The organism is Candidatus Babeliales bacterium, from assembly GCA_040879965.1.
Taxonomy (GTDB): Bacteria; Babelota; Babeliae; order Babelales; family JACPOV01; genus JBBDJI01.
Genome location: JBBDJI010000009.1, coordinates 1 through 21,934 on the forward strand (window position 1 = coordinate 1; position 21,934 = coordinate 21,934).

Consider the following 21,934-nt stretch of genomic DNA (forward strand, 5'->3'; position numbering starts at 1 on the left):
ATATTAAAATTTGGGTCGTGTAATATATTATATAAATAAATTTAATAAACTTACTAAAAGCTTTGAGCATAGAGTAAACCGATTAGCACGAATTATTAAGGAATTAAAAGCATTATTAATTGAACAGCACAAACAACTAGAAAATATAAAAAAAGAACAAAATATTTATGTTGGCGCAGAAGCTCAGCAAAAAGAACTTAATAATTTAATACAAAAAAATCTTACCTCAATTGTCGCGTTACAAAATCAAATTAAAGAAAATTTTTCTAAACAAGAAAATTTAGCAACATTAATTAATCATGAAACAAGTAATTTAAAAAATACTGAAAAAAGCTATCACACAGAATTGGCCAATAATAAAGAATATCAAGCCTATAAAATAGAGCGTGAAAAAATAGAGCTTGTGTTATCGAATAAAAATTATCAGGCAGATACTTATAAAAAAATACTTGAGCAACTCGACCAATTAAAAGAACAAGAAAAAAAAGCGCAAGAATGTGTTGCTGAAAAAACAAAACAAGAACAACGCAAAAAAGAAATTACGCAATTAATTGCTTCTTTAAAAATTATGAATTCAAGTTATCAAAAATTGGTTACAGATATACAAAAATATGCTCATTTATCTGAAGATAAAAATAAATTGAATGCTACTGAAGAAACTCTTATTAATCATTGTAATGGGCAACAACAGCAAAAAGAGTTATTGCTACAAGAAAAAGGGCTTATAGAACACAAGCAACAACAACTCGAGAAACTCAAACAAACTTCTGTTTTGCATAAAAAAAATATTACTTCTTTAAGTGAACAAATTCATGAGTATCAAATTCTTGCAAATGCATTTAGTAAAGATGGTATCCAAGCATTATTAATTGAGGATGCAATACCAGAAATTGAACAAGAAGCAAATGAATTGCTGGCAAAACTTACTTATAATCAAGCACACATAATTATTGATTCATTACGCGATCTAAAAAAAGGCGGCACCAAAGAAACGCTTGATATAAAAATATCTGATCCAATGGGTATTCGTCCCTATGAATTATTTTCAGGCGGAGAAGCATTTAGAATTGATTTTTCTTTACGTATAGCAATTTCTAAACTATTAGCGCGCCGTGCGGGAACTTCATTACAAACACTTATTATTGATGAAGGATTTGGTTCGCAAGATGAGGAAGGATTACAATTGCTTATGGATGCAATTCATAAAATTCAAGATAATTTTTCAAAAGTTATAATTGTTTCGCATTTAACTTCTATGAAAGATCAATTTCCTATTCATTTTATGATTCACAAAGGACCACAAGGAAGTAATATCAATATTATGGAACAAGGATAAGAGTAAAAAAAAGAGGCACGATAAATCATGCCTCTTCAATTTTTTTAAAAAATAGATTCTAAATTAAACCCATTCAAGACGCGCGATAGTTGCAGTATCACTAATTCGTTTTCCTAATGGGATAATGCGCGTGTAGCCACCCGGTCTTTCAGTATATTGTGGTGCAATTTCACCAAACAATTTATCAAGTGCGGTATCTTTATAAGGCAGTAACATTTTGGCTCGGCGACGAACTGTAAAGGTATTTCCTTTACGTGCAATAGTTACTAATTTTTCAGCTAACTTACGCACTTCTTTTACTCGAGCTTTAGTGGTAACCAAATGACCATTTTCAATCAAATGAATAACTTGATTACGCAATAATGAACGTCTATGTGAAGCTTTTAAGTTTAATTTTTTTCTACCTATTTGATGTCTCATAATTCACCTTCTGTTGTTTTAACAAGCCTTTTGAGGTCATCTTCAGCTATATTCATACCTAAGGAGAGTCCAAATGCTTTGAGACTATCTTTAACTTCGCCTAATGATTTTCTACCGAAATTTTTTATCTTTAGCACTTCATCTTCAGTAAGATTTACTAAATCAACAATACGTTTTTTTCCCGCATCTTTTAAACAATTATGGGCACGTACTGGTAATTCAAGTTCATCAATTGGCTTTAAAAGAAATTCTGGTGATAATCCTTTAAGCCCAAGATCAATCGCCTTGACTGGCTTTTCATCTTTTTGTTCTTCAGGCATTTTAGAAATTTCATTAAACGGTATCTCAGCACTGGTAAGGAAATGTTCTAACAAAGAACGTAAAACTGAAACTGAATAATGTAATACATCCAACGGATTTTCTGATCCATCAGTATGGATTTTCAATGTTAATTTATCATAATCAATTTCTTTACCTACTCGTGTTTTTTCGACATCAAAGCTCACTTGACGAACTGGAGAAAACATTGCATCAAGATAAATACGACCTTCTTCTTGTAATGCTTTATCAGCTGGCCATTGTGCTGGCTGATATCCACGTCCTGATTCAACAAAGAATGTTATATCTAATTCTCCCTTTGCAGAAACATGTGCAATAACATGATCTCCATTAATGATTTCCAAATGCGGGTCTGCTTTAATATCAGAAGCTTTAACAACTTGTTCACCTTTAACATGCAAGCGCATTTTTCCAGGAATTCCTTCTTTATTGCGTACATTAATTTGCTTAATATTAAGCAATACATGCATGGTATCTTCTTCAATGCCAGGTAAAGAAGTAAATTCATTATTTACTCCTTTTATAATTACAGAAGTAACTGCAGAACCTTCTACACCACCCAGTAAAATCCGGCGTATTGAATTACCCAATGTAATACCAAATCCTGGTTCAAGGGGCTGAGCAACTAACTCACCATATTGCTCTGTTAATTTTTTCTTATCCCACGTTAATCGTGGAATAGTTAATGGCCTATATTCCTTCTTGTCCATGGTCCTCCCTACGGAGCTCAACAATTCATCGAAATTAAATCAAAACACTAATTACTTCGAATACAACTCAACTATCAAATTCTCTTCTATAGGAACTTGAATATCTGAACGAACCGGATAGCGAAGTATTCTACCTTTACGCTCTACTTTATCAAGCTCTAACCACTCGGGTACCTTAATACCAATTTTCAATCTTTTATCAATAACCTGACCAAGAAATGCTTCTTTTTCTAATACATTCGAGGCTAAGCTAACTACACTATTTAAAGAAATTAAATAGGATGGTGAATACACTTTTTTGCCATTTACCAGAATGTGGCCATGAACAATAATTTGGCGTGCTTGTCTGCGTGTTGTAGCTAATTTTAATCGATATACAACGTTATCTAATCGCCGTTCTAATAAACTAAGCAACAAATCACCTGTTGCTTCTTTACTTTTAGTAGCAATTTTAAAGAAACGCTTAAATTGTTTTTCTCGCATTCCATACATTTCTTTTACTTTTTGCTTTTCAGCAAGCTGCCGTCCATATTCTGACATTTTCTTTGGACGTTTTGTAGTCTTACGCTCTTTGTTGTTATTTAATTTTTCTTTGTTGTTCATAGCACCCTGATTTCTAATTTAATTAAACCCTACGTTTTTTTGCAGGTCTTGTTCCGTTGTGAGGTAATGGTGTTACATCGCGCAATACAGTTATGTTAAAACCTGCTGCTTGTAAAGCACGCACTACTGAATCTCTTCCTGAACCTGGTCCTTGCAAATTAACTTCAACATCTTTAACACCCATCAATTGCATATCTTTAGCAAGTGTAGAACCAATCTGAGTAGCCGCAAAAGGTGTTCCTTTACGAGCACCTTTAAAACCAAGCTTACCAGAGCTCCCACCCAATAATACATCACCTGTTTGCGTTGTAATACTAACTAAGGTATTATTGAATGTTGATTTTACATGGGCTACAACGGTATTTACCTGTCGTTTAATTTTTTTTGTTTTTTTCTTGTAAGCCATTGTTTCCTTTATTTCTCTTTATACCCGCGCATTATTTTTTAGTTACTTTGCGCTTAAGTGCAACTGCTCCACCAACTTTTCGAGGGCCTTTACGAGTACGTGCATTTGTTTTTGTACGTTGACCTCTCACTGGCAAACCTTTTTTATGCCTTAAGCCTCTGTATGAGCTTATTTCCTGTAATCGTCGAATGTTTGACGTTACTTCTTTTCTAAGCTCACCTTCTATTTTATAATTCTGTGTCAATTCTTTTTGCAAAGCAGTCACTTCTTGATCTGATAAATCTTTTACGCGCTTATTTAAATCAATTTTTAATTTATTAAGGATATCGCGCGATCTATTAACGCCTACACCATAGAGATAGGTTAAACCATATTCTACTCGTTTATTTGCAGGCAAACTTACACCTTCAATACGTGCCATTTTAATTCCTCTTGCTGCCTAAGCCCTGACGTTGTTTATGTCGCGGATTTTTTTTACAAATTATCCGAACAACATTTTCACGTCGTACTACCTGACAATCTTTACACATTTTCTTTACGGATGTTCTTACTTTCATGAGTTTTCCTGATATTCTTCAATCATATTAGTTTTTGTACCGTAATACTATTCTTCCACGCGATAAATCATAGGGCGATAATTCTAAAGATACTCTATCGCCAGGTAAAATTTTGATATAGTGCATTCGCATTTTTCCTGATACATGCCCTAATACCGTATGTCCACCTTCTATTTCTACTCGAAACATAGCATTAGGTAATGTTTCTTTTACTATGCCATCAACTCGAATTACATCTTCTTTCTTCTGTTTCATTCCAGCTTTCCTATCATGCCTCAATATTTTTTCGAGTTAAAATTTGTACACCTTCATTAGTAATAACAATGGTATCTTCTACATGTGCAGCCAAACTTTTATCTTTTGTTTTTACTGTCCAACCATCATTAGTGATATACACATCACATTTACCTTGTGTTATCATTGGCTCTATCGCAAACGTCATTCCAGGTCGCAAAATAGGACCGTGTCCTGGTTTGCCATAATTTAATATCTCAGGATCTTCATGCATAAACTTACCGATACCATGCCCAGCAAAATCACGCACTATTCCATATCCAGATTTTTCAATTTCTGCTTGAATTGCCGCAGAAATATCAGACAATCTATTTCCTGGCAAAGCCTTTTCAATTCCTTTATCTAATGCTCTCTGCGCAACATTCACTAGTTGCTTGGTTTCTTCTTTAGGTTGTCCAATAAAATAGCACCGAGCAGCATCAGCACAATAACCTTTCCATGAGGCACAGATATCAATTTTTACTAAATCACCATCTTTGATAATTTTATTGTTACATGGAATACCATGCACAACTTCATCATTTACTGATATACAGCTTGCATGGCTATATCCTTTATAACCTTTTGATTGAGATACAAGGTTATTTGTTCTCAAAAAATCTTCTATCCAACTATCAATTTCTAAAGTAGTAATTCCCGGAACAATTTTAATTAATAATTGATCAAAAAGATCAGCCAAAAGTTGTCCGGCTTGTTGCATTTTTTGAATTGATAATTTGTTTTTTATTGTGATCATTCGTTCTCAACTATTAAACTTGTAAAGTCCTCAAATACTCTATTAATCGGTTTTTCTACGTTAATTTCTTTAATTTTTTTGCCAATTCGCTTATAAAATTCAATAAGACCATGTTCATATTTGTGATAAGAAGATAATCGATCACAAACAACTGCTTCATCATCATCTTCTCGACGAATTAATTTATATTCACATACATCACAAACATTAGGCTTTTTTGGCACCATAGCAGAATGAGCATGAATCGAATAAATTGCCTGACAATTGTTATTTGCACAAGTATATCGACCTAACAATCTTTCAGTAATCACCTTATCTGAAACGGCCAATTTAATTATGCTTAAACGACACTGTGGCAATTTTTCTAATATCACTACTTGTAAATATTCTGCTTGTGTTATAGTCCTCGGAAATCCATCTAAAATAACAGTACGTTGTTGTTCAATATTATTTTCGAGCCATTCCTTGACCATAGACACAATAAGTTCATCAGCTATTAGCTTACCATATCTTATAGAAAAATCTATTTCTTTACCTATTTCTGTCTTTTCTGCAATATGCTTTCTACACAGGGAACCAGTTGAGAGTTGAGTCCAACCTAATTTCCTGGTACATAACTGAGAAAGCGACCCTTTACCTGACCCAGGTGGCCCCACAAAAATTACTAAATGAGTACCTCTATTCACCGTGCTACCCTACCTCTTAACCTACCTGTTGTTAAAAATCCTTCATATCGATGTTCGATAAGATAAGATTCAACCTGTGCTGAAGTTTCTAAAGCGACCCCCACTACAATTAGCAATGAAGTACCATCAAGAAATGCAGGAATTCTCATGAGAGCGTACATAACATTTGGTACTAGTGCCAAACCGGCTAAATATAATGCGCCAACCAATCCGATACGCGTTAAAATATAATTAAAAAATTCTATAGTTTTGCGCCCAGGACGTATCCCAGGAATAAATCCACCACTCTTTTTAATATTTGCAGCAAGCTCTTCAGGATTAAAAAGAATCATAGTCCATACAAACGAGAAAAAGATAATAAGAAAGAATTTTAAAACATTAAAAACAATATTTGTAGGAGACATTAAACCAGCAAACCAACGAAAAATTTCTGCTCGTTCAGATAACATTAATGCAATAGTAGCAGGAAATTGCAATACTGATGAAGCAAAAATTACTGGCATAATACCTGCTGTATTAATTTTAAAAGGAATATAGGTACTTTGACCACCATAAACTCGCTGTCCTACAACCCTTCGGGCATATTGTACTGGAATTTTCCGTTCACCTTTTTCTAGAAAAACAATACTTGCAATGATACCAAGGAAAACTATTAGCATAAGTATTGCTTGCCAACTTTCAATCGTCCCTACATCGATAAGCGTTTTTGTTTTGATAATGTGTTCTGGAAAACGAGAGACAATACCAGCAAAAATAATCATCGAACTACCATTACCAAGACCATATAATGATATTTGATCAGCAAGCCACATTACAAAAAGTGAACCAACAGTCAAAGATAATACAAACATGAGCCTAAAACCCCAGCCTGGAGTTAAAACTAGATTCGCATGTTCTAAATAGGTTGCATAACCAAAACTGTACATCACACTTAATCCTAGGGCGATATAGCGAGTGTATTGATTAATAAGTTTACGACCGTATTCACCTTCTTTTGCTAATTGCTCTAATTGTGGAATTGACATACTTAATATTTGCATCATAATCGAGGCAGTAATATATGGCATAATCCCTAAGGCGAATAATGTTGATTTACTTAATGCCCCTCCTGAAAAAATATCAAGATAACTTAATAGACCGCCAACTCCCGTAGCACGTTTCATATGCTCACCAAGTAGTGGAACATTCACGCCAATAACTGGAATGTATGTTCCTAATCTATTAATCACCAATATACCCAAAGTAAAGAAAATTTTTTTTCTTAATTCAGGAATAAGAAAAATATTTTTGAAATTTTTTAGGAAAATCACTACTTTACATCTCCTTTAATAAATGAACTTTTCCACCTATCTTTTCAACGGCTTGTACTGCAGATTTACTTACAGCATCCACATGCACCATCAATTGCTTAGAGATTGAACCATTTCCAAGCAATTTAACTAGAGTGGCACTTTGACCTTTGGTGCTCTTTCTTTTGGAAATTAAGCCTTTACCATAAAGCACATCTTTGGTAACTTCATCGCCGCTATTAAAATGACGCTCAAGATCTTCAAGATTTATAATTGCATAAGCCGTTTCAAATTGAACATTATTGAAACCTCTTTTTGGCAATCTTCTTGAAAGAGGCATTTGTCCGCCTTCAAAACCGTATCCTACACCGTGACTACCAGATCGCGCTTTTTGACCTTTATGCCCTTTTCCAGAAGTCCCACCGCGGCTACCGCCTCTACCAACGCGCTTTCGCTTTTTTACTAATTTTGTTAATTTATCAAGCGCTAACATGGCTTCCCTTTACAATCTGAGTCGTTGTTATTCCACGTAATTTTTGCATATTTTTCAAGCTTCGTAATTTTGCCAAAGCATTTAAAGTAGCTTTCACAACATTTTGCTTGTTAGCAGATCCTAAGGATTTTGCTAAAACATCTTCTATTCCTGCTGCTTGCATAACTGCACGCATTGGACCACCCGCAATAGTACCAGTCCCTTTAGATGCAGAGCGAATAATAACTCTACTTGCACCATGTTTACCGGTAACATCATAAGGAATCGTTGAATTACGCAATGGAACTCTAATCATGTTTTTGCGTGCCTTTGTTGTAGCTTTTGCAATAGCAGACGAAACTTCTTTTCCTTTTCCTAATCCGATACCTACATTGCCTTCTGTATCACCAGAAACAACAAAAACTGAAAAAGAAAATCGCTTTCCGCCCTTAGTAACTTTTGTTACTCGCTTTACACTGACTACAGTATCGATAAATGTCTTTTCTTTTCGCTCTTCAACCATTTATTTCATTCCCACTTAATGTAAAATTCATTAATTAAATTTCTATACCACCTTCACGGAGGCCTTCAGCAAATGCTTCAACTCGTCCATGATATAAAAAAGACCCACGATCAAAAGCTGCTTTTTCAATACCTTTTTCGCGCATTTTTTTAGCAAGCTCTACACCAATAGCATGAGCAAGATCTTTTTTATCACCTTTTGTGTTTTTGACTATATCTTTAAAAGATAATGTTGAACCACTTACTAAAGTTTTTTGCAATTTATCATCTATTACTTGACCATAAATATGTTTCGCAGTGCGAAAAACTGATATTCGTGGAAGCTCACTTGTCAAAAAAGCACTACGTACTCGTTTTTTTCTACGTTCTCTTCTTTGAGAAATCTTTTTTTGATGCGACACGGCATTTCCTCAATTAAGTTAATTATGCTGATTTAGTTTTACCAGCTTTACGCAAAATCGTTTCATCGGATAACTGAATCCCAGTTCCTTTGTAAGGTTCTGGTGGCCGCAAAGCCTTTATTTCGCTACAAACCGCACCAACGCGTTCTTTATCAGAACCTGAAACTTTTAGCGTTTGGCCTTTCTTGTCGATATCAACCGATATTCCTTTAGGTAGAGGAAATTCAATTTTATGACTATATCCTAATGAAAAAATTAATTTATCACCGGATACAGCAGCTTTATATCCAAGACCTGTAATATTCAATTGTTTTTCAAACCCTTGATCCGCGCCTTTAATTTCATTTGCTAAAAGCGCTCTATGCAAGCCCCAAAGCCTTTTACTTTCACGCGATTCTTTATCATCACAAAGAATTTTTATCTTTTTATTATCAACAAGCTCTGCCTGTAATCCTTCAGGAAGCGCATGTACTCCTGAGTCTTTTTTTCCTTTATAATGTACTTCTTGACCATTAATTTCAATCTGTACATTGCCTAAATCTATAGGTCTTCTTCCAATTTTTGACATAATCCTATCCTTACCAAACCGAGCAAATCACTTCACCTCCCACTGCGAGCTCTCGAGCCTTTTTATTGGTCATCAAGCCTTTGCTAGTGGTGAGAATAGAAATTCCAAGTTTACCTTTAACTGGCTTTAAACTTTTTGCTTTTTCATAACGACGACGACTTGGCTTACTTAAACGTGTTATTTCATGAATAACTGATTCGCCGTCTACATATTTTAATAAAACTTTTATTCGTTTTTCTACTCCTTCACCATGAATCATAATATCTTTGACAAATCCTTCATCTTTGAGAATTTGAGCAATATTAAAATTCATTCTTGAAAAAGGAGCTTCTACACTGCGTTTGCCAAGAATAAAGCCGTTGCGAATAATTGTTAAAAAATTTCCTATTGTATCTATTGACATATTTCTTTCCTTATCGCATTACCAACTTGTCTTTTTAACGCCAGGCAGCCAACCTTTTAACGCGTTTTCACGAAAACAGATTCTACACATCTTAAACATTCGCAAATAACCGCGCGGCCTACCGCAAAGCTTGCAACGATTTCTTTGTCGTACTGCAAACTTTGGAGTTTTTTGTGATTTTTCTATTAATGCTTTTCTTGCCATCGCTATCCTTAATTCGATTTACTATGCCTAAAGGGCATTCCAAATTTCTTTAAAAGGCTTAAAGCTTCTTCATCTTTTGTAGCGGTAGTATGAAAAGTAATATTTAAGCCTCCCAACATCTCTTCTGATGCACGTTCTACTTCAGGGAAAATTGACCATTCTTTAACGCCAAAATTATAATTACCTTGTCCATCAAAGCGATCTTTTAATCCTTGAAAATCTTTTACTTTTGGCAATGCAAGACTTATTAATCGGTCCAAAAATTCATACATTCTTTTTCTTCTTAATGTGACCATCACGCCAAGTGGCATCCCTTCACGAATCTTAAAACCTGCGATAGATTTTTTCGCTTTGGTTCTTACCGGCATTTGTCCTGCAATTTGTGCTATAATATCTGAAACTTTTTTTAAAATTCGACTATCAGATACCGCTTCTTTTACGCCAACATTGATAACAATTTTTGAAAGACTAGGAACTTCCATTATGTTTTCGTAACCTAAATCTTTTTTAAGCTGAGATCGAATCTCGTTTCTATATAATTCTTCTAAACGTGCTTTATTAGCCATTCAATGATCCTTATCATTGTTTTAGAAATTTTCGTTACATTGTTTGCAAACTCTAAGTCGCTTGCCACTTTCAACTTCTTTAGCACCTACTCGTGCAGGTTTTCCACACGAAGGACAAATTGGCATAATATTTGAGCTATCAATATAACTTTCGATTTTCTTGATGCCAGATTTTTCACCTTGTTTGCGCGCCTTATAGTGCTTAGTAACAAGCGCTACCCCCTTAACCAATACTTTACCCTTTTTCGGTAAAATTTCAATGATTTCACCTTTTTTGCCTTTATCTTTACCAGATATTACAACTATGGTGTCATTTTTTTTTATCCGTTCCATCGAGAACCTCTTATAAAACTTCAGGAGCTAGAGAGACTATTTTAGGATATTTTTTTCTTATCTCTCGAGCTACTGGTCCAAAAATACGCGTTGCAATTAAATCATTCTCTTTTACAATAACTGCAGCATTATCACCAAAACGAATATAACTTCCGTCATCTCGTCGATATTCTTTTGCAGTACGTACAATAACTGCATCTACAACATCACCTTTTTTTACCATACCTCCAGGTATAGCTTTTTTTACCGAACATTTTATTCTATCGCCTAAATATGCATAACGTTTTCTCGTTCCACCTACGATATGAATACATTGTAATTCTTTTGCGCCAGAATTATCGGCTACTACTAAGTAAGATTCCTTTTGTATCATGACTTTACCTCACTATTGATTGATAATCTGGGCTAAATACATGTATTTAGTCTTTGAAAGAGGTCGTCCTTCATAAAATTCTACAATATCACCCACTTTTGCCTGCTCGCTTTCATCATGAACTTTATATTTTTTTATAGACTTCATGACTTTTCCTGTTAGGGCATGCTTATAGGTTCTTTTAAATTCAACTACAATGGTTTTATCCATATTATCAGAAACAACTTTGCCTTGAAGCATGCGGCTTTTCTTTTGTTTTTTTTCTTCCACTTGAACACCTTAGTTTAAAACTATTGCATTAACTTTTGATTTAAAAATGTTAATGTTCTTGCAATATCTTTCCGCAACTTATTAAATTGTGAATAATCTTTTATGTGAGCAGTTGCCGCATTTAACGTCAGGCTAAAATGTTCTCTTTTTAGCGTTTCATATTTTTCACGTAATTCTTGCTCACTTAATTCTTTAAAATTAATTTTTTCTTTCATCGCTATTTATCCGCTCGTGTTACAAATTTTGTTTTCATCGGTAATTTATAAGAAGCTAATTGAAGTACTTTTTTTGATTCTTCTTCTGGTAAGCCTTCAATTTCACAAATAACGCGACCTCTTTTTACTACTGCAACCCATAACTCAGGATTTCCTTTACCTTTACCCATTCGAGTTTCTGCAGGTTTTTTGGTAACTGGTTTATCCGGAAAAACACGCAAAAAAAGTTTTCCAACTTTTTTTAATTTTCGTGAAATGGTAACTCGCATCGCTTCGATTTGTTGAGCGGTTAACCAAATTGGTTCTACTGCTTGCAAACCATATTCACCAAAGTCTACGGTACGCGCTCCTTTGGATAATCCTTTTAGCGTTCCTCGTTGTACTTTCCGATATTTTGTTTTCTTTGGCATTAACATTGCTTACACTTTCCGATGAAACTTAACTAACTTGATAATCACCACGACAGATCCAAACCTTGACACCGATAATTCCGTAGGTTGTTTTAGCTTTTGCAAATCCATAATCAATATCAGCTCGTAATGTATGGAGAGGAATAGCACCAACTCGGGTCCATTCTTCACGGGCAATTTCTGCACCAGCTAACCGACCAGCACATCGAATTTTGATTCCTTTAGCGCCTGTTTTAATTGCGGTATTCGCTGCACGCTTCATTGCCAATTTATAATTACCACGACGTTCTAATTGATCTGCAATATTTTTTGCAACTAAAGTAGCATCTAGTTCTGGATTTTTCACTTCTTGAACTGACACTTCAACGCTTTTAATATTAAGTAGCTTGGCAAGATCTTTTCTAAGGACTTCTATATCTTGTCCTTTTTTTCCAATCACTACACCTGGTTTACCCGAATGAATAATAACTTTAACGTTATCGCCAGCTTTTTCAATTTCAACGCGCCCTACTTCTGCGGCTTCTAAATTTTTTTCTATATATTTTCGAATAGCAAGATCCTGCATAATTTGCTCACCGTAAGAGTTACGAGCAAACCAACGCGCATCCCAATCGCGGTACCCTCCATAAATTCTAAATCCAATTGGATTAACTTTTTGTCCCACGCTATACCTCTTTCTGTTCTTTTGATTCTAAAGTAACACTTAAATGGCTAAATCGCTTTCGCAAAATAGTCGCTCTTCCCATTGCGCCAGGCTTAAAATATTTAAAGGTAGGCCCTTGATCTACGCGCAATTCTTTAATATATAAATCTTCGGATCTTATATCCTTAAGATATTTTGCATTTGCCACGGCTGATTCTATCATTTTTTTTAAGGGCGTAACTCGTTGATTTTCATGAGCATATAGCCAATCAAGTGCATTTTTTACATTTTTACCACGTACAAAATCAGCTATAGGCCTCAGCTTGTATGGTGAATATCGTATAAATTTTGTTTTTGCCACAAATTGCATTGTTTTCCTCAAATTTTCAACACTCATTATCTGCATTATTGCTACTGCTTGATAATTATTAATTTATCTTATTTATTACTACGCAGCAACTCCTGCTTTGCGCTGTCCACTATGCAGCTTAAATGTTCTTGTAGGCGAAAATTCCCCTAAATAATGTCCAACCATGTTTTCAGTAATAAAAACAGGCACAAACTTTTTTCCGTTATGTACGGCAATAGTTAATCCTACAAAATCAGGAATAACCATACTGCGTCTTGACCATGTTTTTATAACTTCGCGTTTTCCACTTGATTTTATTTTTTGAATCTTATTTAGTAACGATTCATCTACAAATGGTCCCTTCTTGATAGATCTTGCCATCGTAATCTCTCTTTAAACTATTTTTTGCGTCTTCTTATTATTAAAGGATTTTTTCGTGTTCTTGTACGTGTACCCTTGCTACCTTTACCCCAAGGAGAAACTGGATGTGAACCAGACTTAGAACGACCTTCACCACCACCATGTGGATGATCAATCGGGTTCATTGCCATACCACGTACTGTAGGCCTAATACCCATGTGTCGTGTTCTTCCTGCTTTGCCAAGTACAATATTTTTATATTCGGCATTTCCAAGCACACCTACGGTTGCCCAGCAATTTTGGTGTACCATGCGAACTTCTCCAGAAGGCATTTTTAAAGTGATATAATCACCTTCTTTAGCCATAACTTGGATCGATGTCCCTGCGCTACGAGCAAACTTCCCACCAGATCCTGGCTTAATTTCAATATTATGAACAATAAAACCAACAGGGATATTACGCAATGGCAAAGCATTTCCAATTTTTGGTTCAGCTTTTTCGCTTGCAAATACCATATCACCTACTGATAATCCTTCTGGTATAAGTATATATCTTTTTGCACCACTCGCATAGTTAACTAATCCTATCCGTACATTACGGTTTGGGTCGTATTCGATAGTAGTTAATTTACCTTCAACATCGCGCACATCTCTTTTAAAGTCTATAATTCTATAGCTTCTTTGTGCACCACCGCCTCTATGCCTTACGGTTATGCGGCCATAAGCATTTCTACCTGCCTTTTTTTTCAACCCAACTACTAATGATTTTTCCGGCTTATTGGTAGTGATATCATCTGATGTTATAAAGGTTTGAAACCTTAATGATGCATTCCTTGGTTTTCTTGTTCGTATTGCCATTGCTTTTCCCTATTACTCTATACTATCTTTAGCTAGCTTGTTGCTCAGGTGCCGACTCGGCAACATCCAGTGAATATCCCGGCTTTAGTGTAACAATAGCTCGTTTAGTTAATTTACCCGTTGATTTCATACGTTTAAATGTTCGTACTTTTCCTTTACGGACTATTGTTCTGATATTCTCTACTTTTACATTAAATAATTTCTCTAATGCTTCTTTAACCATAGGCTTATTAGCTTTTGGATGAATTTTTAATACAACTTTTTTTTGATTAGAAACCAATTTAGAAGCTTTTTCCGTAACTGCCGGACCTTGAATTATATCATAAATTTTTAAAGCCATGAATTCACCATTTGTTTAAAGGCATCTAAATCTTTTTTTAGCACTATCCATTTATCTGCTAATGCCAAATCATATGCATTTACTTCATCAAATGATAAAACACTTACATTCGGAATATTAATAAATGATGCATAATGAATAGTATCATCTATCGGCAATAAAAGATTAACTTTTTTATTTAGTAAATCAGCTTGCTTTAAAACAGTATATGCAGCGGCTGTTTTCGGACTTTCATTTGAAATTGTCCAATCTAAACAAATAAGATTTTTATTATCAATTGCGTCCCACAATAAATTGTTCAAAACGCCTTTTCTTAGTTTTTTAGAAACTTTTAGAGTTCGTGTTCGTGGTTGCGGACCAAATGTTGTACCGCCACCTCTCCACAAAGGAGACCGTGCTGAACCAGCACGCGCTCGCCCCGTACCTTTTTGTTTCCAAGGCTTCTTGTTAGAAAAACTAACATCGGCTCTACCTTTGCTTGAAACAGTTCCTTGTCGCCAATTTTGTAGTATTTGACGAATCCATGTAGAGAAGGCTACTTCTCTCACTGGACTTTTAACCGCATCAACCAAAATATCATGAGTTAAAACTTGTGTTAAATTATTTTTCATTTCTTGCATTTCATTTGTCTTTTTTTGAGCATTCATGATCTACGCTTTCGCCTTTATGCCTTTTGAAGATAAATCAATGCTCCTGAACCACCTGGAACACTACCTTTCACTAATGCAATATTTGCATTAGCTTCAATTTTAATTACTTCCAAATTTTTCATTACACGACGCTCAACACCCATATGTCCTGGCAACTTTTTACCTTTAATAACCTTACCTTGTGACCTATATGAGCTTATTGATCCAGGCCATCTGCCAAATCGCGGGCCATGACTCGCAGGCCCACCTCTAAATCCATGACGCTTAACCACACCTTGAAAACCCTTACCTTTAGTCATACCAAAAACATTTACATGTTCTCCGGTAGCTAAAACTGAAGCATAATCTATTGCTTGACCAATTTCCATAGGTATTTCTGGCTTAGCCTGTAAATTAATTTCTCTTAACATCTGGAAATAGTTTTTTGGCTTTTTTGTCCATTCACTTAAAAAAGGTTGATTATTAAATTTTTCTTTAATCAATCCAACTTGAATGGCATTGTACCCATCTTGTTCTTGCGTTTTTAAACCAGTTATATACCAATTTCCAATATCTATAACAGTCACCGGCACTACAGTATTTTTCTCAGAAAAAACCTGCGTCATACCTATTTTTTTTCCCCATATGCCACTTAGCATCTGAAAACCTTTCAAAGCTTAACTAATCTCAACATCAACACCAGATGAAATACTTAATTTCATTAATGCATCCATTGTTTGATCTGATGGAGAAACAATATCAAGAATACGCTTATGTCTTATTAACTCAAATTGCTCTCGTGATTTTTTATCGACATGTGGCGATCTTAAAACAGTAAAACAACGATTTTTGTTTGGCAATGGAATAGGCCCAACTATTTCAGAACCTGTTCTTTTTGCTGTCAATACAATCTGTTTAACTGCCTTATCAAGCAATTGATGATCGTAAGATTTTAATGACAAGCGAATTTTTTGCTTTTTCATAAAATGCTCACTCTTTACTTAATAATTTCAGTTACTACGCCAGAACCAACCGTTCTACCACCTTCACGAATAGCAAAATGAAGATCTTTTTCCATACCGATTGGTGCAATAAGATCAACTTTTAATTCAACGTTATCACCAGGCATAACCATTTCACGGCCTTCAGGCAATGTTACTATACCAGTGATATCAGTTGTTCTGAAGTAAAATTGTGGTCGATAGCCATTAAAGAACGGACTATGACGCCCACCTTCATCTTTGCTAAGAATATAAGCTTGGCATTTGAAGGATTGATGCGGGGTTACTGTTCCCGGTTGGGCAATAACCATTCCACGTTCAATTTCTTCTTTTTTTACACCACGAAGAAGTAATCCAACGTTGTCACCAGCTTGGCCTTCTCCCAATTCTTTTTTAAACATTTCAACGCCAGTAACCGTAGTTTTTAAAGTAGTACCAAAGCCTACAATTTCAACTTCTTCGCCAACTTTTATTTTACCACGTTCAATTCTACCAGTAGCTACTGTGCCACGACCAGATATTGAAAATACTGCTTCAACCGGCATTAAGAACGGTTTATCAATTTCACGTTTTGGTTCAGGAATATAAGTATCAAGTGCTTCCAGCAATTTATCAATTGCAGGCTCACCGATTTCGCTCTTATCACCTTGTAATGCTTTTAATGCAGATCCACGAATGAATGGAATTTCATCACCAGGAAAATCATATTTACTTAACAATTCACGAACTTCTTCCTCAACCATGTCAATCATTTCTTCATCATCGACCATGTCTGTTTTATTAAGGAAAACAACCAACGCAGGAACACCTACGTTTTTAGCTAAAAGAATATGCTCTCTTGTTTGAGGCATCGCACCATCAGCTGCAGATACTACCAAAACACCGCCATCCATTTGAGCAGCACCGGTGATCATGTTTTTTACATAATCAGCATGACCAGGACAGTCAACGTGCGCATAGTGACGCTTATCTGTTTCATATTCTACATGAGAAGTTGCAATGGTAATACCACGTGCTTTTTCTTCTGGCGCATTATCAATTTCATCAAACGCTTTAAAATTTGACATCCCTTTTTCTGCTTGTCGCTTTGTTATAGCTGCAGTTAAAGTTGTCTTACCATGATCAACGTGACCAATAGTACCAACATTTATATGTGGTTTTTTTCTTTCAAATTTAATTGCCATGGATTTGTCTCCCAAACTGAATAAAAATCAATTATTTTTTATCAACTATATTTTTTTGTACGTTTTGCGGTACTTCTCTATAACATTCAAATTCCATTGAATATCCTGCTCGACCTTTGGTCATTGAACGTAAGGTCGTAGCATAACCAAGCATTTCAGCTAAAGGCACTTCGGCAACAATATTTTGTGCTCCATCCTTAGTTTCCATGCCAAGTATTCTACCTCTTCTGGAATTTAAATCACCCATTACATCGCCCATATGTTCTTCAGGGGTATCTACTTCAACCTTCATAACTGGTTCCAAAATAACTGGCGATGCTTTACCTACTGCAGTTTTGAATGCCATCGACGCAGCAACTTTAAATGCGATTTCTGATGAATCGACATCATGATAAGAACCATCAAATAATGTTGCTTTAATATCAACTACTGGATAGCCACCCAAAATACCTGAAGTAATTGCTTCTTGAAGCCCTTTTTCTACTCCTGGTATAAATTCACTTGGAATTGCACCACCAACAACTTTGTTTTCAAATTCGAACCCTTTGCCACGCTCAAGAGGTTCAACCTTTAACCAGACATGTCCATATTGCCCACGACCACCGGTTTGCTTAATATATTTGCCCTCCGCTTCAGTCGCTTTCTGAATAGTTTCTTTATAAGCAACTTGCAGTTTACCCTGAACAACCTCAACCTTATGTTCACGCTTTAAGCGATCAACAACAATATCAAGATGCAACTCACCCATTCCTTGAATAACCGTTTGCCCAGTTTCTTTATCATATGAAAACTTAAAAGAAGGATCTTCTAAAGACATTTTACGTAATGACAAAGTCATTTTTTCATATTCACTTTTATTTTTAGGCTCAACTGAAGCAGAAATAACTGGCGCTGGAACATCAATAGATTCCAATATAATAGGCGGCGTATTTTCTTTGCAAAGCGTATGACCTGTAATAGCATCTTTTACACCCACAGTTGCGCAAATATCACCCGCTTGAACCATGTCTATTTCTTCTCGTTTGTCAGCATGCATTTTTACTAAACGACTCACGCGCTCTTTTACGCCAGTATTAGCATTAATAACATATGATCCAGCTTTTAATTGGCCTGAATAAACACGCATGAATGTTAAAATACCTACATACGGATCAGTCATTATTTTAAAAACTAACGCACTAAAAGGTTCATTAATATCAGCCTTGCGCTCAACTTCTTTTTCCGTCCCTTTATCAATACCGACAACTGGAGGAACATCTAAAGGAGAAGGCAGATAATCAACAACAGCATCTAAAAGCAATTGCACGCCTTTATTTTTAAAAGCGGTACCGCAAAATGCTGGCACTACTTTTAGGTTTAATACACCTTTTCTTAATGCTGTTTTAATTTCATCGATAGTAATTTCTTCTTCATTCAAAAATTTTTCAGCAAGAACATCATCAAAATCACAAGCACGCTCAACAATTTTCATGCGCAACTCTTCTGTTCTTTCTTTATATTCTGCCGGTATCTCTTCCCATGTTACCGTAACGCCTTGATCTTCTTGACTAAAAGTAGCCATTTTACGTTCAAGCAAATCAATGATTCCACTTAACTCTTCGGAAGTACCCACCGGTATTTGCATCGCAATTGCATTGGCATGTAATTTTTTGTTAATATCTTCTATTGCCTTGAAAAAATCGGCTCCAATACGATCAAGCTTATTAACAAATATAATACGCGGTACTTTGTATCTATTAGCCTGACGCCAAACCGTTTCAGATTGCGGCTGTACTCCAGCAACACCACAAAAAACCCCGATCATACCATCTAAAACACGCAATGATCGCCCTACTTCAATAGTAAAGTCAACGTGACCTGGCGTATCAATTATATTTATATTATAATCTTTCCAAAAACACGTTGTTGCCGCAGACGTAATCGTTATACCACGTTCACGTTCTTGCTCCATCCAATCCATGATTGCTTGGCCTTCATGAACTTCACCCAATTTATGGGTAATACCAGTATAAAACAACATTCTTTCAGTAACAGTTGTTTTACCAGCATCAATGTGAGCTGCAATGCCTATATTTCTATATAGAGATAATCCCTTACTCATTTAATATCACCTTTGTTGCTGTCGAATTACCATGCATAATGAGAAAATGCACGATTTGCTTCAGCCATTTTCTGTACATCTAATTTTTTCTTCACTGCGAGACCTCTTCCTTCTCGCGCTTCAAGCAATTCTGTCGCTAAACGCTTACCCATTGTTTTATCTGAGCGTGATGCAGCTGCTTGGATTAACCAACGCATCGCTAAAGAACGAGCACGATTCGCTTCTACTTCCATCGGTATTTGATAAACACTACCACCAACTCGGCGAGGACGAACCTCCACAGCAGGGGTTATTTGATCAAATGCCTGCTTGAACATTTGCAAGCCTTTTTCTTTGTCTCCGTCAGTTTTTTTCACCAAGGCTTCTATCGCCTCATAAACTATTTTGCGGGCTACATTTTTTTTGCCGCGCCACATAATAACATTAATAAATTTTTGAACTAATTCTGATCCATATAGTTCATCTACACCAATATCGCGTCGATATGTGGTAACTTTTTTGCGTCGTGCCATACAGTCTTACCTTCCTTCTACTACGATTTAGGCTTTTTAGCCCCATACAGGGAACGAGCTTGTTTTCTGTTTTCTACTCCAGCGCAATCTAATGCACCACGAACAATGTGATATTTTACACCAGGCAAATCAGGCACTCTACCACCGCGCACAAGCACAACAGAATGTTCTTGTAAATTGTGGCCTTCGCCAGGTATATATGCAGTGACTTCAATACCAGTTGAAAGCTTTACACGAGCTACTTTTCGAAGCGCTGAATTCGGCTTTTTTGGTGTTGTAGTAAATACACGGGTACATACACCACGCGCTTGAGGCGCCCCTTTTAATGCGGCACTTTTTGACTTACTTGTCACCTTTTTTCTTCCCTTACGAGAAAGTTGATTAATTGTAGGCATAGCAAAAAAATCCTAATGGTTAAATAAAAATTAACGCTTAATATCCTATAGGCCAAACAAAGCCAAGTCTCTTGACTGGCGGTCTAATACCTATTTTTTATGAAAAACCTTTGAAATCTTTACGGGTTTATTAATATTTTAAACTTTTCGACAATTTTTTCAAGTGGAATTGAATAAAGAAAAACAAAATAGATGAAATTAAATAGACGAATTTTAATATTATTGATACCTTTATCGGGTAGTTTATCAAGAAAATAAGTAAATTTTTGCAAAAAAAGTATTTTATACGCAATTTAATACGCAAAATAATATAAGGAGTTCATAAATGGTCTTTGTATCATATTTTACCAATCTAGTAGGAACATTATTTTTCATTGTTATTGCTATTTTAGGAATTGGCTTTCTTATAGGATTTCATGAATTCGGTCATTTTATATTTTGTAAAATTTTTAAAATCAAAACTCCTTCATTTTCAATTGGTATGGGACCGCGTATTTTCAAAAAAAAATTTGGTGATACTGAATTTGCATTATCGGCAATCCCTTTAGGTGGTTACGTGGAAATTGCTGGCACAGAAGACGATCAAGAACCCATCAAAGATAAACAATATTCTTTTGCACAAAAACCATATTACCAAAAAATGCTTGTTATAGCAGGCGGTATCATTTTTAATATTTTATTTGCTTATGTTGCATTATCAGCATTGTATTTTACGGGCATGCCAAAATCACCGCTTATTTATCCTCTGCATGCTACTACTAAAATCAAAAGCATTGAAAAGGAGTCTCCTGCAGCACAATCCAACCTGCAAGAAGGTGATATTATTTTAACCATTGATAAAGTCAACGTACAAAATAAACTTCTTGAATTAATGATGTTTTTAAAAAACAATGCAAATCAATCTGTTACCGCTACTATTAAACGCAATAAAGAAATTATCCCCCTTGAAATTAAAATTGGCGAACGCAAAATACAAAATCAAATATTTGGTTATTTGGGCATTGACTTTGATATAGAAATACCGCAATATAATTTTTTTGAATCAATAAAAATGGGCATACATGCCACACATACTATAATCAAACAAGTTTTTTCGATCTTTACTTCAATGTTCAGACAACGTACTATTGAAAATCTAGGCGGTCCTCTTATGGTAATTTCTCAGACTATCAAAGGTGCTCAGCAAGGACCGAAAATATTATTCTTATTATTAGCCTTTATCAGTATAAATCTTGCCGTGCTCAATGTTATACCAATACCAATTATGGATGGCGGTCAAGCACTCTTTTATACTATTGAAGCTATTATTCGTAGACCATTACCTGAACAAGTGAAAATATATATTCATTATGCTTGTTGGTTAGCTGTAATGGCATTAGCAGTTTTCTTAAGCATAAAAGATATTATGCGAATGTTTATGAGCTAAAAAAAAATAAGACAATAAAAAAAG

Annotated in this window: 36 protein-coding genes; 2 read left to right on the forward strand and 34 right to left on the reverse strand. The window is 35.3% G+C overall.

Going from position 1 to position 21,934, the window contains the following annotated elements; all coding sequences use genetic code 11:
• Nucleotides 1-10 precede the first annotated feature (10 nt).
• Nucleotides 11-1,336: a hypothetical protein gene (locus WDZ41_01290; protein ID MEX0939970.1), complete on the forward strand. Its 1,326-nt coding sequence runs from the start codon at nt 11-13 to the stop codon at nt 1,334-1,336.
• Between the two features lie 63 nt (nt 1,337-1,399).
• On the opposite strand, the gene rplQ is transcribed toward WDZ41_01290, so the two are convergent.
• The 34 genes from rplQ to rpsL all read right to left on the reverse strand — a co-directional run bounded on the left by rplQ (nt 1,400) and on the right by rpsL (nt 20,484).
• The gene (gene rplQ, locus WDZ41_01295) at nt 1,400-1,756 is read right to left on the reverse strand and encodes a 50S ribosomal protein L17 (GenBank protein ID MEX0939971.1); all 357 of its coding nucleotides are present in this window, start codon (nt 1,754-1,756) and stop codon (nt 1,400-1,402) included.
• Nucleotides 1,753-2,805 (reverse strand): DNA-directed RNA polymerase subunit alpha, encoded by a 1,053-nt coding sequence (locus tag WDZ41_01300; protein MEX0939972.1) that lies wholly within the window; start codon nt 2,803-2,805, stop codon nt 1,753-1,755. The genes rplQ and WDZ41_01300 overlap by 4 nt, the downstream gene beginning before the upstream one ends.
• Before the next feature lie 51 nt (nt 2,806-2,856).
• Nucleotides 2,857-3,408, reverse strand: coding sequence for a 30S ribosomal protein S4 (gene rpsD / locus WDZ41_01305; GenBank protein ID MEX0939973.1), 552 nt, complete (start codon nt 3,406-3,408; stop codon nt 2,857-2,859).
• Nucleotides 3,409-3,430: 22 nt separating this feature from the next.
• Complete coding sequence (rpsK, locus tag WDZ41_01310) at nt 3,431-3,814, reverse strand: 30S ribosomal protein S11 (protein MEX0939974.1); 384 nt, start codon at nt 3,812-3,814, stop codon at nt 3,431-3,433.
• 31 nt (nt 3,815-3,845) lie between these two features.
• Nucleotides 3,846-4,235 (reverse strand): 30S ribosomal protein S13, encoded by a 390-nt coding sequence (gene rpsM / locus WDZ41_01315; GenBank protein ID MEX0939975.1) that lies wholly within the window; start codon nt 4,233-4,235, stop codon nt 3,846-3,848.
• Nucleotide 4,236: 1 nt separating this feature from the next.
• The gene (gene rpmJ / locus WDZ41_01320) at nt 4,237-4,371 is read right to left on the reverse strand and encodes a 50S ribosomal protein L36 (GenBank protein MEX0939976.1); all 135 of its coding nucleotides are present in this window, start codon (nt 4,369-4,371) and stop codon (nt 4,237-4,239) included.
• A 27-nt stretch (nt 4,372-4,398) separates the two neighbouring features.
• A complete protein-coding gene (infA, locus tag WDZ41_01325; GenBank protein MEX0939977.1) occupies nt 4,399-4,626 on the reverse strand; it encodes a translation initiation factor IF-1 in 228 nt (75 codons plus the stop codon).
• A 13-nt stretch (nt 4,627-4,639) separates the two neighbouring features.
• The gene (gene map, locus WDZ41_01330; GenBank protein ID MEX0939978.1) at nt 4,640-5,401 is read right to left on the reverse strand and encodes a type I methionyl aminopeptidase; all 762 of its coding nucleotides are present in this window, start codon (nt 5,399-5,401) and stop codon (nt 4,640-4,642) included.
• The gene (locus tag WDZ41_01335; protein ID MEX0939979.1) at nt 5,398-6,087 is read right to left on the reverse strand and encodes a nucleoside monophosphate kinase; all 690 of its coding nucleotides are present in this window, start codon (nt 6,085-6,087) and stop codon (nt 5,398-5,400) included. Before WDZ41_01335 ends, map begins: the two co-directional genes overlap by 4 nt.
• Complete coding sequence (gene secY, locus WDZ41_01340) at nt 6,084-7,397, reverse strand: preprotein translocase subunit SecY (GenBank protein ID MEX0939980.1); 1,314 nt, start codon at nt 7,395-7,397, stop codon at nt 6,084-6,086. Before secY ends, WDZ41_01335 begins: the two co-directional genes overlap by 4 nt.
• 4 nt (nt 7,398-7,401) lie before the next feature.
• A complete protein-coding gene (gene rplO, locus WDZ41_01345; protein MEX0939981.1) occupies nt 7,402-7,869 on the reverse strand; it encodes a 50S ribosomal protein L15 in 468 nt (155 codons plus the stop codon).
• Nucleotides 7,856-8,371 carry a 30S ribosomal protein S5 gene (gene rpsE, locus WDZ41_01350; protein MEX0939982.1) on the reverse strand — a complete coding sequence of 172 codons (516 nt, stop codon included), beginning with the start codon at nt 8,369-8,371 and terminating at the stop codon, nt 7,856-7,858. Before rpsE ends, rplO begins: the two co-directional genes overlap by 14 nt.
• A 34-nt stretch (nt 8,372-8,405) precedes the next feature.
• Complete coding sequence (rplR, locus tag WDZ41_01355) at nt 8,406-8,771, reverse strand: 50S ribosomal protein L18 (protein ID MEX0939983.1); 366 nt, start codon at nt 8,769-8,771, stop codon at nt 8,406-8,408.
• A gap of 22 nt (nt 8,772-8,793) precedes the next feature.
• A complete protein-coding gene (rplF, locus tag WDZ41_01360; protein MEX0939984.1) occupies nt 8,794-9,339 on the reverse strand; it encodes a 50S ribosomal protein L6 in 546 nt (181 codons plus the stop codon).
• Nucleotides 9,340-9,349: 10 nt separating this feature from the next.
• Nucleotides 9,350-9,742, reverse strand: coding sequence for a 30S ribosomal protein S8 (gene rpsH, locus WDZ41_01365; GenBank protein ID MEX0939985.1), 393 nt, complete (start codon nt 9,740-9,742; stop codon nt 9,350-9,352).
• A gap of 18 nt (nt 9,743-9,760) precedes the next feature.
• Nucleotides 9,761-9,946 carry a type Z 30S ribosomal protein S14 gene (locus tag WDZ41_01370; GenBank protein ID MEX0939986.1) on the reverse strand — a complete coding sequence of 62 codons (186 nt, stop codon included), beginning with the start codon at nt 9,944-9,946 and terminating at the stop codon, nt 9,761-9,763.
• Nucleotides 9,947-9,954: 8 nt separating this feature from the next.
• Nucleotides 9,955-10,512 (reverse strand): 50S ribosomal protein L5, encoded by a 558-nt coding sequence (gene rplE / locus WDZ41_01375; protein MEX0939987.1) that lies wholly within the window; start codon nt 10,510-10,512, stop codon nt 9,955-9,957.
• A 21-nt stretch (nt 10,513-10,533) separates the two neighbouring features.
• A complete protein-coding gene (gene rplX, locus WDZ41_01380) occupies nt 10,534-10,845 on the reverse strand; it encodes a 50S ribosomal protein L24 (GenBank protein ID MEX0939988.1) in 312 nt (103 codons plus the stop codon).
• Nucleotides 10,846-10,855: 10 nt separating this feature from the next.
• A complete protein-coding gene (gene rplN / locus WDZ41_01385; protein MEX0939989.1) occupies nt 10,856-11,218 on the reverse strand; it encodes a 50S ribosomal protein L14 in 363 nt (120 codons plus the stop codon).
• A 12-nt stretch (nt 11,219-11,230) separates the two neighbouring features.
• Entirely contained in the window at nt 11,231-11,458 is a 228-nt protein-coding gene (gene rpsQ, locus WDZ41_01390) for a 30S ribosomal protein S17 (protein MEX0939990.1), read from the reverse strand.
• A gap of 50 nt (nt 11,459-11,508) precedes the next feature.
• Complete coding sequence (gene rpmC, locus WDZ41_01395; protein ID MEX0939991.1) at nt 11,509-11,703, reverse strand: 50S ribosomal protein L29; 195 nt, start codon at nt 11,701-11,703, stop codon at nt 11,509-11,511.
• 2 nt (nt 11,704-11,705) lie between these two features.
• Nucleotides 11,706-12,119 carry a 50S ribosomal protein L16 gene (gene rplP, locus WDZ41_01400; GenBank protein ID MEX0939992.1) on the reverse strand — a complete coding sequence of 138 codons (414 nt, stop codon included), beginning with the start codon at nt 12,117-12,119 and terminating at the stop codon, nt 11,706-11,708.
• Nucleotides 12,120-12,141: 22 nt separating this feature from the next.
• On the reverse strand, nt 12,142-12,777 hold the full coding sequence (rpsC, locus tag WDZ41_01405; GenBank protein ID MEX0939993.1) for a 30S ribosomal protein S3: 636 nt from the start codon (nt 12,775-12,777) through the stop codon (nt 12,142-12,144).
• 1 nt (nt 12,778) lies between these two features.
• On the reverse strand, nt 12,779-13,126 hold the full coding sequence (gene rplV, locus WDZ41_01410; protein ID MEX0939994.1) for a 50S ribosomal protein L22: 348 nt from the start codon (nt 13,124-13,126) through the stop codon (nt 12,779-12,781).
• Nucleotides 13,127-13,204: 78 nt separating this feature from the next.
• Nucleotides 13,205-13,486 carry a 30S ribosomal protein S19 gene (gene rpsS, locus WDZ41_01415; protein MEX0939995.1) on the reverse strand — a complete coding sequence of 94 codons (282 nt, stop codon included), beginning with the start codon at nt 13,484-13,486 and terminating at the stop codon, nt 13,205-13,207.
• Nucleotides 13,487-13,503: 17 nt separating this feature from the next.
• Nucleotides 13,504-14,322 carry a 50S ribosomal protein L2 gene (rplB, locus tag WDZ41_01420; GenBank protein ID MEX0939996.1) on the reverse strand — a complete coding sequence of 273 codons (819 nt, stop codon included), beginning with the start codon at nt 14,320-14,322 and terminating at the stop codon, nt 13,504-13,506.
• A gap of 28 nt (nt 14,323-14,350) precedes the next feature.
• Entirely contained in the window at nt 14,351-14,662 is a 312-nt protein-coding gene (rplW, locus tag WDZ41_01425) for a 50S ribosomal protein L23 (GenBank protein MEX0939997.1), read from the reverse strand.
• Nucleotides 14,653-15,309 (reverse strand): 50S ribosomal protein L4, encoded by a 657-nt coding sequence (rplD, locus tag WDZ41_01430; protein ID MEX0939998.1) that lies wholly within the window; start codon nt 15,307-15,309, stop codon nt 14,653-14,655. Before rplD ends, rplW begins: the two co-directional genes overlap by 10 nt.
• Before the next feature lie 17 nt (nt 15,310-15,326).
• On the reverse strand, nt 15,327-15,950 hold the full coding sequence (rplC, locus tag WDZ41_01435) for a 50S ribosomal protein L3 (GenBank protein MEX0939999.1): 624 nt from the start codon (nt 15,948-15,950) through the stop codon (nt 15,327-15,329).
• An 18-nt stretch (nt 15,951-15,968) separates the two neighbouring features.
• Nucleotides 15,969-16,274, reverse strand: a complete 306-nt coding sequence (gene rpsJ / locus WDZ41_01440) for a 30S ribosomal protein S10 (GenBank protein MEX0940000.1) — start codon at nt 16,272-16,274, stop codon at nt 15,969-15,971.
• A 14-nt stretch (nt 16,275-16,288) separates the two neighbouring features.
• Nucleotides 16,289-17,476: an elongation factor Tu gene (gene tuf / locus WDZ41_01445; protein MEX0940001.1), complete on the reverse strand. Its 1,188-nt coding sequence runs from the start codon at nt 17,474-17,476 to the stop codon at nt 16,289-16,291.
• A 31-nt stretch (nt 17,477-17,507) separates the two neighbouring features.
• On the reverse strand, nt 17,508-19,577 hold the full coding sequence (gene fusA, locus WDZ41_01450) for an elongation factor G (protein MEX0940002.1): 2,070 nt from the start codon (nt 19,575-19,577) through the stop codon (nt 17,508-17,510).
• A gap of 26 nt (nt 19,578-19,603) precedes the next feature.
• Nucleotides 19,604-20,089: a 30S ribosomal protein S7 gene (gene rpsG / locus WDZ41_01455; protein ID MEX0940003.1), complete on the reverse strand. Its 486-nt coding sequence runs from the start codon at nt 20,087-20,089 to the stop codon at nt 19,604-19,606.
• 20 nt (nt 20,090-20,109) lie between these two features.
• Nucleotides 20,110-20,484, reverse strand: coding sequence for a 30S ribosomal protein S12 (gene rpsL / locus WDZ41_01460; GenBank protein ID MEX0940004.1), 375 nt, complete (start codon nt 20,482-20,484; stop codon nt 20,110-20,112).
• A gap of 325 nt (nt 20,485-20,809) precedes the next feature.
• Here rpsL and WDZ41_01465 point away from each other — a divergent pair, with 325 nt between their 5' ends.
• Entirely contained in the window at nt 20,810-21,910 is a 1,101-nt protein-coding gene (locus tag WDZ41_01465) for a site-2 protease family protein (protein ID MEX0940005.1), read from the forward strand.
• The last annotated feature ends 24 nt before the right edge of the window (nt 21,911-21,934 follow it).

Bases quoted from the DNA above. Each gene is read 5' to 3' on its own strand.
- rpsG (MEX0940003.1), bottom strand. From the start codon at position 20,089: ATGGCACGACGCAAAAAAGTTACCACATATCGACGCGATATTGGTGTA.
- rpsM (MEX0939975.1), bottom strand. From the start codon at position 4,235: ATGGCACGTATTGAAGGTGTAAGTTTGCCTGCAAATAAACGAGTAGAA.
- rpsJ (MEX0940000.1), bottom strand. From the start codon at position 16,274: ATGAAAAAGCAAAAAATTCGCTTGTCATTAAAATCTTACGATCATCAA.
- rplD (MEX0939998.1), bottom strand. From the start codon at position 15,309: ATGAATGCTCAAAAAAAGACAAATGAAATGCAAGAAATGAAAAATAAT.
- rplF (MEX0939984.1), bottom strand. From the start codon at position 9,339: ATGTCAAAAATTGGAAGAAGACCTATAGATTTAGGCAATGTACAGATT.
- rpsD (MEX0939973.1), bottom strand. From the start codon at position 3,408: ATGAACAACAAAGAAAAATTAAATAACAACAAAGAGCGTAAGACTACA.
- rpsK (MEX0939974.1), bottom strand. From the start codon at position 3,814: ATGGCTTACAAGAAAAAAACAAAAAAAATTAAACGACAGGTAAATACC.
- rplB (MEX0939996.1), bottom strand. From the start codon at position 14,322: ATGGCAATACGAACAAGAAAACCAAGGAATGCATCATTAAGGTTTCAA.
- WDZ41_01370 (MEX0939986.1), bottom strand. From the start codon at position 9,946: ATGGCAAGAAAAGCATTAATAGAAAAATCACAAAAAACTCCAAAGTTT.
- rpsQ (MEX0939990.1), bottom strand. From the start codon at position 11,458: ATGCTTCAAGGCAAAGTTGTTTCTGATAATATGGATAAAACCATTGTA.
- rplO (MEX0939981.1), bottom strand. From the start codon at position 7,869: ATGTTAGCGCTTGATAAATTAACAAAATTAGTAAAAAAGCGAAAGCGC.
- infA (MEX0939977.1), bottom strand. From the start codon at position 4,626: ATGAAACAGAAGAAAGAAGATGTAATTCGAGTTGATGGCATAGTAAAA.
- fusA (MEX0940002.1), bottom strand. From the start codon at position 19,577: ATGAGTAAGGGATTATCTCTATATAGAAATATAGGCATTGCAGCTCAC.
- rpsH (MEX0939985.1), bottom strand. From the start codon at position 9,742: ATGTCAATAGATACAATAGGAAATTTTTTAACAATTATTCGCAACGGC.
- map (MEX0939978.1), bottom strand. From the start codon at position 5,401: ATGATCACAATAAAAAACAAATTATCAATTCAAAAAATGCAACAAGCC.
- rplC (MEX0939999.1), bottom strand. From the start codon at position 15,950: ATGCTAAGTGGCATATGGGGAAAAAAAATAGGTATGACGCAGGTTTTT.
- rplX (MEX0939988.1), bottom strand. From the start codon at position 10,845: ATGGAACGGATAAAAAAAAATGACACCATAGTTGTAATATCTGGTAAA.
- rpsE (MEX0939982.1), bottom strand. From the start codon at position 8,371: ATGGTTGAAGAGCGAAAAGAAAAGACATTTATCGATACTGTAGTCAGT.
- rplW (MEX0939997.1), bottom strand. From the start codon at position 14,662: ATGGCTTTAAAAATTTATGATATAATTCAAGGTCCGGCAGTTACGGAA.
- rpsS (MEX0939995.1), bottom strand. From the start codon at position 13,486: ATGGCAAGATCTATCAAGAAGGGACCATTTGTAGATGAATCGTTACTA.
- rplV (MEX0939994.1), bottom strand. From the start codon at position 13,126: ATGCAATTTGTGGCAAAAACAAAATTTATACGATATTCACCATACAAG.
- rplN (MEX0939989.1), bottom strand. From the start codon at position 11,218: ATGATACAAAAGGAATCTTACTTAGTAGTAGCCGATAATTCTGGCGCA.
- rpmJ (MEX0939976.1), bottom strand. From the start codon at position 4,371: ATGAAAGTAAGAACATCCGTAAAGAAAATGTGTAAAGATTGTCAGGTA.
- rplP (MEX0939992.1), bottom strand. From the start codon at position 12,119: ATGTTAATGCCAAAGAAAACAAAATATCGGAAAGTACAACGAGGAACG.
- WDZ41_01465 (MEX0940005.1), top strand. From the start codon at position 20,810: ATGGTCTTTGTATCATATTTTACCAATCTAGTAGGAACATTATTTTTC.
- rplQ (MEX0939971.1), bottom strand. From the start codon at position 1,756: ATGAGACATCAAATAGGTAGAAAAAAATTAAACTTAAAAGCTTCACAT.
- rplE (MEX0939987.1), bottom strand. From the start codon at position 10,512: ATGGCTAATAAAGCACGTTTAGAAGAATTATATAGAAACGAGATTCGA.
- rpmC (MEX0939991.1), bottom strand. From the start codon at position 11,703: ATGAAAGAAAAAATTAATTTTAAAGAATTAAGTGAGCAAGAATTACGT.
- WDZ41_01300 (MEX0939972.1), bottom strand. From the start codon at position 2,805: ATGGACAAGAAGGAATATAGGCCATTAACTATTCCACGATTAACGTGG.
- rpsL (MEX0940004.1), bottom strand. From the start codon at position 20,484: ATGCCTACAATTAATCAACTTTCTCGTAAGGGAAGAAAAAAGGTGACA.
- tuf (MEX0940001.1), bottom strand. From the start codon at position 17,476: ATGGCAATTAAATTTGAAAGAAAAAAACCACATATAAATGTTGGTACT.